This window comes from Nitrospira sp. T9, from assembly GCF_052156535.1.
GTDB lineage: Bacteria > Nitrospirota > Nitrospiria > Nitrospirales > UBA8639 > Nitrospira_E.
The window spans coordinates 306,460-320,045 of the sequence record NZ_JBQKUP010000032.1 but is presented as its reverse complement, the minus strand read 5'-3'; the positions used below and the strand labels follow the sequence as shown (position 1 = coordinate 320,045).

9 protein-coding genes are annotated in these 13,586 nt (G+C 51.9%); 2 read left to right on the top strand and 7 right to left on the bottom strand.

Translation table 11 applies throughout. The features are described from left to right. Positions 1-258 precede the first annotated feature (258 nt). From ACTRXD_RS08245 to ACTRXD_RS08215, 7 genes are all read right to left on the bottom strand, one after another. Positions 259-1,218, bottom strand: a complete 960-nt coding sequence (locus tag ACTRXD_RS08245) for an NAD(P)-dependent oxidoreductase (RefSeq protein ID WP_442431349.1) — start codon at positions 1,216-1,218, stop codon at positions 259-261. A gap of 23 nt (positions 1,219-1,241) precedes the next feature. Beyond that, positions 1,242-2,771, bottom strand: coding sequence for an agmatine deiminase family protein (locus tag ACTRXD_RS08240; RefSeq protein WP_442431348.1), 1,530 nt, complete (start codon positions 2,769-2,771; stop codon positions 1,242-1,244). Positions 2,772-2,943: 172 nt separating this feature from the next. Beyond that, positions 2,944-3,825, bottom strand: coding sequence for a carbon-nitrogen hydrolase (locus ACTRXD_RS08235; protein ID WP_442431347.1), 882 nt, complete (start codon positions 3,823-3,825; stop codon positions 2,944-2,946). 391 nt (positions 3,826-4,216) lie between these two features. Continuing rightward, positions 4,217-6,739: a TIR domain-containing protein gene (locus ACTRXD_RS08230; RefSeq protein ID WP_442431346.1), complete on the bottom strand. Its 2,523-nt coding sequence runs from the start codon at positions 6,737-6,739 to the stop codon at positions 4,217-4,219. Positions 6,740-7,539: 800 nt separating this feature from the next. Further along, positions 7,540-8,325 (bottom strand): hypothetical protein, encoded by a 786-nt coding sequence (locus tag ACTRXD_RS08225; protein ID WP_442431345.1) that lies wholly within the window; start codon positions 8,323-8,325, stop codon positions 7,540-7,542. A 76-nt stretch (positions 8,326-8,401) separates the two neighbouring features. Beyond that, on the bottom strand, positions 8,402-9,859 hold the full coding sequence (locus tag ACTRXD_RS08220; RefSeq protein WP_442431344.1) for an alkaline phosphatase D family protein: 1,458 nt from the start codon (positions 9,857-9,859) through the stop codon (positions 8,402-8,404). 27 nt (positions 9,860-9,886) lie between these two features. Beyond that, positions 9,887-11,359: a YhjD/YihY/BrkB family envelope integrity protein gene (locus ACTRXD_RS08215; RefSeq protein ID WP_442431343.1), complete on the bottom strand. Its 1,473-nt coding sequence runs from the start codon at positions 11,357-11,359 to the stop codon at positions 9,887-9,889. Between the two features lie 158 nt (positions 11,360-11,517). Here ACTRXD_RS08215 and ACTRXD_RS08210 point away from each other — a divergent pair, with 158 nt between their 5' ends. Next, positions 11,518-12,090 (top strand): tetratricopeptide repeat protein, encoded by a 573-nt coding sequence (locus ACTRXD_RS08210; protein ID WP_442431342.1) that lies wholly within the window; start codon positions 11,518-11,520, stop codon positions 12,088-12,090. A 54-nt stretch (positions 12,091-12,144) separates the two neighbouring features. After that, positions 12,145-13,542, top strand: a complete 1,398-nt coding sequence (locus ACTRXD_RS08205; RefSeq protein ID WP_442431341.1) for an HD-GYP domain-containing protein — start codon at positions 12,145-12,147, stop codon at positions 13,540-13,542. The last annotated feature ends 44 nt before the right edge of the window (positions 13,543-13,586 follow it).

The window sequence follows — 13,586 nt, the reverse complement described above, 5'->3', positions numbered from 1 at the left end:
AAAGGCCCACCCTTTAGAAAAAAATCGTACGTCCCAATCCACAAAATTCACCAACTACAGTGAGGCAGGTTCAAAGGAAAGAGATCACGAAGATAGAACACAAAAGAAAAGACTCGGGTTAGCAATTTTATTTCTCGGGACGTTGGCCGAGAAAAGCTAATACGTTGTTTTCGAAACGACCGAACATTAATCCGGAACGGGAGCGTGGCCCCTATCCATAGGAACAAACCATTGAGGAAAGGCGGATCGGGATTGGCACTACTTTGACAAAGCGTGAGGAGAGGAATCTGCAGGTAAAAAAGTCGGAGATAAATCTTCCAGCGCCAACAACAACGCATGCGTCCCCGAACGACCGTGACCATTGGTTTGAATCGCAACATAGAGCTTTCGAACCAGTGAAAGCCCTGTCAGAAGTAAGCCCATTCGTTTGGCCTCATCTAACGCCATACCCATATCCTTAATAAAATGCTCCACGAAGAATCCGGCTTCAAAATCCCGTTTCAATATCCGTGGCGCCAGATGGTCAAGTGTCCAGCATCCCGCAGCCCCACTGGATATGGAACGCAACAAGGTTTCGCCATCCAACCCGGCTTTGTGGGCATACAATAACGCTTCACACACACCGATCATCGTGCCCGCAATCGTTATTTGATTACAGAGTTTGGCATGCTGCCCGCATCCGGCCTGGCCTTGATACACCAGAGTTCTTCCAAACACGGATAGGATCGGTCTGACCGCTTCAAATACCCTTGAATCCCCACCCACCATAATGGACAACGTGCCACCTCTAGCCCCGACGTCACCGCCGGAAACCGGCGCATCCAGAGCGAATGCGGATTTTGTAGCGGCCACACTGGCTAATTCACGAGCCAACGTCGGCTCAGAAGTGGTGAAATCCACGAAGACCTGACCAGGACGGGCCTGGGGCAGCAGCCCATCTGTTTGGAGATATATCCGACGAACATCCTGAGGAAAGCCCACCATTGTACAAACCACATCGGCCTCCGAAGCTACAGCGGTCGGAGACTCTCCCCACCAGGCGCCTTGATCCAACAACACCTGCGCTTTAGAAGGGGTGCGGGTATATACCGTCAAGGCATACCCTGCACGAAGGAGATGTTCGCACATTGGCGCGCCCATCACTCCAGCACCAATCCATCCGATTCGAACAGGCGAAGGAAGAACAAGAGGATCGGCCGCAGGGAAAGAGGTATTCATGAATGCTCCATGAGGATCGATAATTAATCAGAGGCTGGCTGTTGTTGCGTCAAGCAATGAATGGTCCCAAATCCCCAGACCAGATCCACGGCATGAATACCGACCACCGTTCGATCAGGAAACAGGTCAGACATAATCCCTAAGGCCACCCGATCCTGCGGATCATTAAAGGTCGGCACCAACACGACAGCATTCCCGATATAAAAATTGGCATAACTGGCGGGTAGCCTTCGTCCTTCAAAATAGAGCGGCCCAGGCATCGGCAAGGGGACCACCAGTAACTTTCTCCCGTCTTCCACCCGCATACCCTCTAATCGCTCGGCATTTTCAGCCAAGGGGCGATAGTTTTCATCGGCGTGATTGGACTCCTGACACAGCACCACCGTATAGGGATCCACAAACCGGCATACATCATCCACATGCCCATGCGTATCGTCACCGGCAATGCCTTGTCCTAACCAGAGAACCTGGGAAATGCCTAAATGTGTGCCAAACACTTCCTCATAATCCTGCCGGGTAAACCCGGGATTCCGTACCTGGACCTGCTCATCCAACACACATTCTTCCGTCGTCAACAACGTTCCTTGGCCATTCACATCGATGGCGCCACCTTCCAAAACCACCCCTTCACCATTTCGCTCAACAGGGACCACAGGAATCTTAAGTTTCCGGCCTAATCGAACCGGGATACGATCATCCAAATGCCAATCCGGATACTTAGCCCAGGCCGTAAAACGAAAACGGGCAATGGCCACTTGCGAATCAGGCTGATCCCGTTTCACGAAAATTGGGCCAAAGTCACGCGCCCACCCCCGATTGGTCGGAACACGAAAAAATTGAATACGGGTCATATCAACCCCAACTTTGTCCAATACCCGTCTGGCTTTCAATTCATGGGCTTTGTCATTCACGAGAATTCGAACAATTTCTCCACCGGAGAGCTTCCGAACCATCTCCCCATACACCCAGGAGATCGCTCCCATTTTCCCGGGCCAATCTTTCGTATTATGGGGCCATCCCAGCCAAGTCGCCTCGTGTCGCTCCCACTCTGCTGGCATCCGAAACCCTAATTCAGATACCCTCGCCGGATGGGAGACTTTCTCTTGATTAGATAAAGTTCGAGTATGGGAATCCTCGAGTTCCATCTCCCTGCCAGAGCTCGGCTCTGAAAAGATGACGGGGCTAGGGGGAGAATGAAGGTTCTTAGAATTTTCCATGACTCTCACAATCTCCTCCACCACATCTTCAGTCTTCGTTAGCACATCATCATTGCAAAATCGAAGGACCCGAAAACCCAACGTCGTCAAATAATTGATGCACTCCTCATCAGCTGTTTTCTGTTCTGAATGTTGCTCCCAGTCCAGCTCAATAATCAGCATCCCTTCCAAACAACAGAAATCAACAATACTCCCACCGATTGGATGTTGCCGCCTGAACTTCCATCCCTTAATCTGACCATCTCGAATCCGACCCCAGAGCCGTTGTTCAGCATCCGATTGATTCCCACGTAACCTGGCCGCAATGGATCGCCATCTCGGTGCAATCCTCTTCATCTCTACCCTCACCCCAATCCTTTCCCCAAAAGGAGGAGGAATATTGCAAGATTGGAAAATATGCTACCCATTTGGAAGGTACAGCGCTTCCCTCTTCCTAGAAGAGCTCGGCCTCAAAGAAAAGATAAGGCTAGGGTAAGGGTCAACGCCGCAAATTTGTACAAAGGCCGGATTAATGAGACTCATCCAAAAATCGCTTCGTGATCCCCCCATACGCATCGATGCGACGATCGCGAAGAAAAGGCCAATTGCGGCGAACTTCTTCAATGCGCTTGAGATCAATATCCACCACCAGCCCTTCTTCTTTCTCAACAGAGGCCTGCGCAACCACCACCCCAAAAGGATCACAGACAAACGAACTGCCCCAAAATTCCAAACCATCCCCGCCAGCAGGAGCCTCATGGCCGACCCGATTTACGGACACCACAAACACGCCGTTCGCAATGGCATGGCTGCGTTGGATCGTCATCCAGGCTTCACGTTGCGCCTGGCCTTCTTCAGTTTTTTCTTTGGGATGCCAGCCGATGGCCGTAGGGTAAAATAATATCTCCGCTCCTTGTAGGGCCGTCATCCTCGCTGCCTCCGGATACCACTGATCCCAACAGATCAACGGCCCGACCGTTGCGTGGGTGGTCCTCAGCGCCTGAAACCCTCGATCCCCAGGAGTGAAATAAAATTTCTCGTAATAGGCTGGATCATCCGGAATATGCATCTTGCGATACAGTCCGGCTACCTCTCCCTGCTCGTCCAACACGGCAATGGAATTGTGGTACACCCCTGCCGTCCTCCGCTCAAACAACGACACCAAAATCGTGACACGATGGGATTTGGCTATTTTGGCAAAGGCCTCGGTGGAAGACCCAGGAACGGATTCTGCCAAATCAAACAGAGCCACATCTTCCTGCTGACAAAAATATTGGGAGCGAAACAACTCAGGCAGGCAGATGACCTGCGCCCCGTTTCGCGCCACTTCCTCAACCTTGTCCACCGCATGCTCCAGATTCTCACCGGGATTGGCGGAGCAAGCCATTTGAATCAATCCGATTTTCACCATATTGTTACCCGTATTTTATGTCCCCCTCCTTTGTAAGGAGGTTTAATTCCGAAGAGGAATTAAAGGGGAGGTAGAAATACTCCCGAGTCACAGTTAACACTTATACATTGCCCTATCACAGTTCATAAGCCATCTGGCCATTCTACCCCACCTTGATCCTCCCCTTACAAAGGGGAGGAAAGAAAACGAAGCCTAGTTGATTTTTCAACGAAGGACAAGACCGCAATCTCTGAAAAATATGGAACGTCATTATTAAACAATGGAGTTACCACGATATTGCTTAGTCACTCCACAACCTATTTGTCATTCTAAGCGATTAGCGAAGAACCTGTTTCCAGATTAAAAGATAAACGGATTGACCAGATCCTTCGATGCCGGCAGGAAGACATAGTCAATCAATGCCTTCCAGACGGAGAATATGCACCCGGCCCGCATGCTCCCCAATCACGATCGTTCGGCCATCGGGAGAAACGGCACAACAAGAAATTGGGCTTTCTCCAGTAAAGGTGGCGATTTCCTGCCCCGTCCCCAGGTCCCAGACTTTGCACGTCGCACCATCCCCCGCCGAGATCGCCCGCGTCCCATCCGGCGTTACCGTCACGGCCCTCACCGAAGGACTATGGCCGCTTAAGGTAAAGACTTCTTCACCCGTCCCCAGGTCCCAGACTTTGCACGTCGCATCGCCCCCCGCCGAGATCGCCCGCGTCCCATCCGGCGTTACCGTCACGGCGTTCACCCGACCACTATGGCCGCTTAAGGTAAAGACTTCTTCGCCCGTCCCCAGGTCCCAGACTTTGCACGTCGCATCGCCCCCCGCCGAGATCGCCCGCGTCCCATCCGGCGTCACCGTCACGGCGTCCACCCAACCACTATGGCCGCTTAAGGTAAAGACTTCTTCGCCCGTCCCCAGGTCCCAGACTTTGCACGTCGCATCATCCCCCGCCGAGATCGCCCGCGTCCCATCCGGCGTCACCGTCACGGCGTTCACCGAATCACTATGGCCGCTTAAGGTCCGAATGAGGGGCCCTCCCGGAGCAATGAGACTGCCTTGAAGGGGTCGGAGCCACGGATGTTTCCTCCAGCGTCTGGCCTGTTCCAGAAGGCATTGAATTTCTGGCGGCTTCCCGGTTTGTAGACGGCCCATGAGTTGCCCGATCAATTGTGACCGGAATTTCCCCACAATATGCGCTGAAAGACTGATGGCTCCTTGAACCAGACTGAGAGATTTTTCCCGGTCCAACCACTCAAAATCGGAGAGCAGAGCCGGGACGTCCAACGTTTCCAACTTGGCATAGAGCCAGTCCACATTCAGGAGGAGCTTCTTCAACTCGTCCCACCGCTCGGCTTTTACCAGATGATAGGCCAGAAATCGGCAAAGATATGGATCTTTCGCGGCTTTCACGGGTTCAATTTGAAGGTTATAGGCATCCAGAAATCGCCCATGGAGCGTCGGCAATTGCGAAGCGACGCGCTCTTCCAGGTAGGTCCGCACCACGTCATGCAGTTGAATGCGTTGCGTGGTGGGATCGTAGCGTAAAAGCAGCGACAATTGGTTCAACCTGGTGCAGAGCTCTTCCGAATCAAAGTCGTCAAGGCCTCCAGTGGCTGCCCACAACTTGGTTACGACGGACAATGGCACTTCTTCATCTTCAGGAAAGATGGCCAGTTCCTGATAGCGGGCTAATTCGTCTTCTTTCAGATGTTCGAAAGAGGCCCCCAGTGTAATGGCCACGGCCTGATAGCGTTCGACCGGATTTCTGGCATCGAAGGCGGTGAGGCCACGCTTCGTCAAGGCTTTTTGCACATAGGCCAGCGCATCTTCTAACGACTGTCCCATAGTGTTAACGCGCTCCCGCAAGACGCCATTGGCTAACTTCAACAGGAACGGCCATTCGCCTAATCGTGCGGCTAAAGCTCTCAGGTCTACCGTTTCGCTTTTTGGCAGATCGTAGGACAAAAGTTCCAAGGCTTCTTTCTGTTGCATGGCATCCACCGGCACCCGCAGTCTGGCGGTTTCAGGAAGTGTGCCGCTGTCTCTGGTAGTAATGATCCGCGCACACCGTTTGCCTCCACGCAGGAACGGCCGCAGATGGGCTCCATTCCAGACATCATCAATGACCATCAAGCAATCCTTGTCTGCCAGGACTTCCGCCAGCCTGGCCGACGCATCTTCTTCGTCTACAAAGTTGGGACGTTCCTCAGTTAAGGCTGCATAGAGTTTCGTCAGTCCGGCCATAATATTCGGTTGTTCCCCCAGCGTGACCCACAAGATGCCATCGTGGAAGGCATCTTGTATCCGTTCATCATGACAAAGAGCTTTGGCCAGGGTGGTCTTTCCATAACCTCCAGCGCCTTTCAGGGCGGCGGTGATGGCGATCGGGTCTTCCTGCTGCGGGTCCAGCAGATTCCCCGCCAGCTCCTCGAATTCTTGGAGCCGCGGCACATAGTCGGCGGGCAGGTCATCGGCCATGAACGGCACCCTGGTACCCTGATGAGGACTTTCCAATGTGCGGATGAAGCGGGTCCATTGTTCAGGAACGTCGGTATTGACCCAATGCACATCCCGCATCCAGCGAGGAAGTTGAGACAGATCCAGGTCGGGTTGGCCGAAGACGGGAATGACACCAACCCCTTCCTGACGAGCCTGTCGCCATTCTTTTCTGACCATCGGTGAGGCCAATGCGGCTTCAGTCATGACCAGCACCATATATTCCACTTTCTTGAGGGCTTCCAGGATTTGATCCCACCAGTCTTTGCCCCCTTCCATTTGGGTGCGGTCCTGCCAAAGGGAGAATGGGTGGTCGGTGAGTTTTTGACGGAGATCGCGTGCGAAGTCTTCGCCATCATTCCTGGCATAGGACAGGAAGATTCGTGGCTGATTTCCAGAAAGGGTGGGATTCGTTTTTGTTGGCATCGAGAGTGAACTCGGTTTGGTTATCTAACGCTGAGGGCCTCTCACATTTATCTTCTGCTTCTTCAGTTGAGCCAGAGAGTCCAACGATTCTGCGATCACTTATGATGGACAGAGCCACGAAAAAAGTAAAGTCTGTGCAGAAGGAATGGAACAGGAATATTTCAGTTACTTCAAATAATTCCAAAGCATTCTTGTTTCTGAATCATGCCAGAAGCGCCTGCCATGCAACATCGAATCCCTTGAAGTCTCTCGCCCTTCCTTTGCCCGACGCCTGCCGCCCGTCCCCCTGATCGGACGCTCTTTGTCTTGGCGGGCCTTGTCTGAGCCCTGCGAGTTGGCCCGCCTTCCTCTTCTTAGCGTCCGATCAATCTCATGAGGACGGGTGGGGCGTCACTGGTTTTGGTCACTTTTGCCGAAACAAAAGTGATTCGGCTGCCGGGCCGAAACCCGGCATTTCTCAATCGTTCAAATACATTCCAAAGAAGGACATGTGGCAAACATCATGTTTTTATGCCACGAACATTGCGGAAGTTTCTTTTGGAAGTGATGGCAAAGGCCCAAGAATACGGGTATTTATTTTAGGACCGCCTACGATTGGGGAGGAAGAAAAAAACTTGGGACTCGGCGGCACAAAGAGGAAAAGGTTTTCGCTTCGAGATACCAGAAAACACGGTGTCATTCCCAGCATCGTTCATCGGGACTCCATTCTTATTCTTTTTAGATGGATACCCCCTTACTACTACTGGGATGACCGAATACCTGCCATGGCCAACACTGTTACGTCCCCATGCAAATCGCACCTATTCGTCGCAGCTGGCCATGGCACACCCGCGGTCACGAGCCACAAACATCCCGGCCACTTGCCGGTCTTGTTCCTTGAACGCCTTGTGCCACCAGCAGGCCGCATTCCAGAGGTGCTCCGGGGCGCTGTTGCGCTCGGAGGTACCCGGAGTCACACCCAAACCCACGCCTTCAAAGATGAATTCAATATACGACGAGGCGGCGATGGGCATACCCTCCCGCAACGGATTGCGCTTGGCCCCTTGCGACCAGAGATAGCTTTGCCACACTCCCAACATCTCCCAAAAGTTGTAACGGACACGATCCTGATTCCAGTCCCTCGCGCATTTTTTAAGCTTTTTGGCCTCCTCATCCGTCATACTGACAGCCACAAGTCCGACATTCGCATCGATGTCTTTGTCCTCATAAAGCCCTAATGTGCCTTCATTAATGCCATTACATTCCGGCCTTGGGAACATCCCGTTGCGTGGATGCAGAGGAACTTCAAGAATCGGCAGAGCCCGCAATGACGTACGAGAGGTCACGGGTTCGGCCACCACAAACACATGCGACCAGAAACTCGGGCGGAGATCCCAACGCAACATGGACTGAGCCGTTCGCAACGTATGTCCGGGAAGGTCCCGGCTGCCGATCAATCCCACGGTCATCAATCCACGATTGCCGATGTCCTGTTTTTGCAAGGCGGCAAACGCATCATTGAAAAATTGCAGGTTGGTGCGTTTGCCATATTTGCTGGTCCAGTCTTTGATGGCCGGATTTCTGGTTGAGGTTTGAGAATGGCGCATGATGAATTCCTTTCTTCACATCACTCCAAGAAGGATCTGAATGGATAACCTGGTTCTGTGAAAATCTTCCGTATCGCTAACGAAGCCGCAACTCCTTCTTAAAGACACACTCTAATGGACCTCCTACTCCTTGAGGAGGAGGGTCTTCATCCCAATCCAATTCAATACGCTTAGCCGGCAACCGCCACAATTCCAGCTCGAATCGCACGCGAGGCGTTCCTCCAACCTGGCTGCCGGGAAACATCCGCACGATACCGACATTGTTCTGAATGGTCATGATCTCGACATTTTTCTGTGGATTAATGTTCCAGACAGATTCACCGCCCTGGGCATTCGGCTTGACCCGAATCCGTTGAGGGGGTGCCTCCGGTCGAGTATTACCCGGACTAATCATCGCGGCGGGAGAAGCGATGAATTCCGGCACGCCATACGGCGCATCGGGGAAAGGACCATGTGCTTCAGCATATCGGCCGGTGTGAATATCCCCCGAAAGGATCAAAATGTCGTGTGGCACTCCCTGCGTGTTCTTTCCGCCCAAACTCCGCTCAATCACGCGCCAGAGACGGGCATAATCTTCCTTGAAATTGGATAAAGAATGATCTTTGTAATTCCCGTCTTTTTGAAAAAGAGGTTGACCCAATACCAGCACGCCAGGCCCCTGCAATCCTTGTTGCCAGTCTTCTAGTGCTTTCCATTGATCGTCCAAAATGAAATGTCCGGCTCCTTTGTCGCGGCACTCCTCCCGAGTGGACCGGGTATCGGTAATAAAAAAAGAAACGGGATCGATCACAAAAGAATACCAGCGGGCTTCATCAGGATTCAGGCATTGCTGATATTGATAATAGAGTTGATCAGCAACAGGACCATAGGTCTTGCAGTGTGAATCAGTCCATGCCTGAATTAAATGTTTTTGCTTTTCAGGATAATCGTTCCAATATTCGTGATCATCACACGTGATAAAATTTGGGTTGAGCTGAAGGACTTCCCGGTAATGTTCGTCTTCCCAATATTGCCGATATCGTTTTCCAAACAGCTGAATCGCCTCCTTATCAGCAATATCCCAATAAAGAGGCCAGTCGAGATAGACCTGGTCCCCAATCAGCATTTTAAAATGCGGCTGACATAATATTTTCAACTCCCTCATGCCTGCGCGGTAATATCCATCCCGGTCGTTGTTCTGCCAAAAACAGGAGGAAAAGAGAAACGTGACGCCTTTGTCAGTCACGTTCTGAGGAAGGGTCGACCAGAAAAACGTTTGAACGTCGGCGTCATGGTTCGTCCCCACCTGGATCTCAAAGGTTGCACCTTGAGGTGGCGGGGAGCTTTGTAACCGCACAGACATTATCCCCATCCGTCGTTTTAACCCTGATAATGGCGGCAACAGCTTCCATTCAGTATGAACGGGGACCATGGTACCACCTTGTCGCACTTCAATAGCGGGTGGAGCAAAACTGCCTTCCCCTTTTTGCGAGCACCAAATGCGCCAGCCTTGACCATCATTGAGAGGGGCACCCGGGACAATCCACATAGTCATCTTCTTACCCTTATCAGCGCACGTTTATTATCTTGCCCTCCCTTTCCTGACAACAGGAGGATCGGCATGTGTGGTTTCTTGGAGAAAGCCTGGAGGACCCAATGCCTCACCCTTCGACTCGGAGTGAACTGCCCCACCGGGATCGTGACCCTGGGCCTGATCCATTCCGTTCTCTTCTTCAATGACTTCAGGTTGACGTCGTACCAAATCACGCAACGTCGTGCCTTCCAATGCGGCTTTCACCGCCGCATCCCTCCGTTTAAGGACCCGACTAATGGAATCTGAACCCACGGTAAATGCCTGGGGCCCGTCATGAGATTGATGCTGAACCACCCGTAACACCTCGACTACCGGAATATTCTCTGGTGCCTGCGCCAAGACCAATCCTTTGGGCTTATCGCCTTTCACGACCATCTGGCCTTTTACCAGATCATCGATGAGCGATTCCACCAGCGTAAGGGGAACCCCTTGTGCGCGGGCTAACTGCTCTGCCCTGAGAGGCGGCTTCCCCGATAAAAACCGGCGGGTAATATGGGTGAGCAATGACAGGGTGAGGTATTCTCGAAAGAGTGGAGTCTGATTTTTTCGACTTAAATGTAAGAGGTATGCGGATGGGTGCTGATGATAATAGGCGACTTGAGCTCCTGCCAGCACAATGAGCCATCCGACATAGAGCCAAATGAGAAAGAGAATAAGCACGGCAAAGCCTGAGTATATGGCGCTATACCGTCCTGTCCCGACGACGAATGATGCAAACGCCAATCCGGCCACTTGCCAGAGCAGTCCTGCCGTCACTCCTCCGATCAGCGCTGAGTTAAAATTGACCTTTGTATAGGGCAGAAACTTGTAGAGAAATGTAAACACCAGGCACATAAAAATGAAGGGCAGCAGATTGGTGAGCACGACTATTAGATGGCCAAGCGGCTGGACTTCAAGAATTTTTTGGACAAGCCAATGACTTTGCGCCGAGGCAGTGAGTCCGAAGGCCGTAAAGACAAACACAGGGCCCACGAGTACGACACTTAAATAATCGGTGACCCTTCTGGCCAACGGGCGACCTGCATCAACCCGCCAAATCGAGTTCAGAGCCTCTTCAATTTTTTCAATCAGGGAATATGTCGTATAGAACAGGCCCGCAATGCCCACCGCTCCCAAGACCCCAACTTGCATGTTGTCGACAAACTGGATGATATTCGTGGTAATCTCAATTCCCTTCGGCCCGAGCGGATCCAATGCTTGCGCCAGAATCGGTTGGATCTTTTGATGTATGCCGAAGGCTTTGAGGACCGAAAAGGTCACCGCTAAAAACGGAACCAGGGAGAGGAGAGTGGTATAGACCAAACTGGTGGCTCGAATACTTAGGACACTTTCCTGAAATTCGGCGACCGCCACCAATACCAGACGCAGAGCTTTGACCCCGAACTGTCGAAAACCAGTTAACGAATTGACATCCTCCTTCCACACGTCATGCTGGCAATATCGCAATACCTGGTCAAGCATCTTCATCTCCGTCACGGGCCCTGCACCAGGGTACCCTACAAAGAGTGACAGAAAATGTCCAGAATGTCACAGGATTTCCCCAGGTTGCTCAATTCTAACGGGAGATTTCCTTCACTCACTTGGCCCTTCAGTTAGATGTGAAGGCGCGTCCGACACGTATGAACCACATCGCAAACCGAACATTGATTATAAGGTGGCTGCTTGCAGGTCTCATCTGCCTGCTCACCGGATGCCCGACATCGTCCGAATGGGATCGGCAATGGGAACAGATCCATGCGGCTCTCTCCAGTGGACAATTGCAAGAAGCCAAAGACCTGCTTCATCGTCTGTTACCATCGGTTCGAAAACAGGGGCCGACCGATGAACGATATGCCCTGGTGATTTATCAGCTGGGAGAAGTCGCCCGGTTGGAAGGACAAGAGATTCAGGCCGAAGCCTATTACTGGGAAGCCTTGCCCTTGTTGGCTCAATCTTTGGGTTCTGAACATCTTCGGATGGCCGATCCTTTAGCTGCCCTCGCCTCGTTATATCAGCGGAAAAACCAATTGGTGATGGCCCGCCCACTTCTCAAACGAGCCTTAGCCATTCGTGAAAAATCCTGGGGACTTTCTGCCCCGCAATTACTCCCCACCTTGCAAACCTATCATGCCCTCCTACTGGCTGGTGATCACCAGGAGGAAGCGACGGAGATTGCCGGCCGCATTGATCGGATTCTCAAACGCTCCTCCTAATCCTTCTCCTGTTTTCCTCCTAAATTGCCGGTCGCTTCGATCTTGAAGCAATCAATGGTTTCATGCAAGCCCGCAGGAGATGGCTCGCCTTCGCCCTCTCTTGCCCTTTTACCGGAATATCGTTACCATTGGCGCGATTCTATCCAGTCTCCGGTTGATTGGTACCCATCTGTACATCTCACATCTCATCTGGTGCGTTTTTTATCCCCTTTTGCCCAACCCTGCACCATGAATAAACGTATTTCTATTCATGACCTGCGGCCTGGGATGTATATCACGGGCATGGACCGATCATGGTTTAAAACCCCATTTCTCCGTCACAAATGGACGATCAAACGAGAGGATGAGATTGCCCTATTGCGCAATTATGGAATTAAGGAAGTCCAAATCGACACGGAAAAGGGATGCGATCTTGCCGAGATGAGTAACATTCAGCATACGTCAGAAGACCAAGACCTTTCTCCCTCAACCTCGTTAACATCCCCCAGGGTGGGGTCAGGGCCCAATCCGGAAGATATTGAGGCCGCGCGTCTCCTTCGCGCAGAAGCTATCTCCACAATGGAGGTATTTTTCCGTCAAATGGAGACGCCCACTCCACAACACATCCAGGAAGTCCGAAGTGTGGTCAGCATCCTGCTTGATGGAATTTTAGACCACCAGGCCGCCATGGTATCGCTAATTCAAATGCGTCGCTTCGATCCTAACCTGGCCTCTCATGGGGTCGATACGGGAATGTTAGCCATGGCCATCGGACAAGAACACGGCTGCGATCCCACACAATTAAAACTCGTTGGGCTTGCCGCTCTTCTCCACGACATCGGACAACTTCGTCTCCCGTTAAATATGATCCGTAAGGTGGAACGATTCACACCGCAAGAGCAGAAACTTATGCAGGCGCATTGTGAAATGGGCGTGGCCATTCTTAAGCAATTTCCCGATATTCCTGACGAGTCGAAACGGATGGTCTTGGAACACCATGAGCGGCTTGACGGATCCGGTTACCCCAGGGGATTACGAGGCCTTCAGATTTCGGAACTCACCCAAATACTGAGCATTGCCGATACGTATGACGCGCAAATTAGTGGACGTTGCAGCTGTCCGCCCGTGCCCCCTGCCCGGGCTTTATCCGAGCTGTATCAGGCTGCTGTCGGAGGGCAATACCAGCTGTATCTCGTCCAACGATTAATTCAACTCTTAGGGGTGTATCCAATTGGTTCCCTGGTTCGGCTGAATACCGGCGAACAGGCGGTTGTGGTGTGGGTTTCTAGTCATAGCCGAATGACCCCTACCATTAAATTACTCAAGGACTCCTTGGACCACCCTTATCCTGAACAGGAAATCATTGATCTGGCGGCACAAAGCCCAACAACACCTCATCGATCGATTGTAAAAGCCTTGGATCCTATTCGGGAAGGATGGGATATGTTTAAAATCCTTGAAGCATTATGGTAAGACGAGGTATCGTTCACACGATGTCGTCACTATGATAGGAAGGA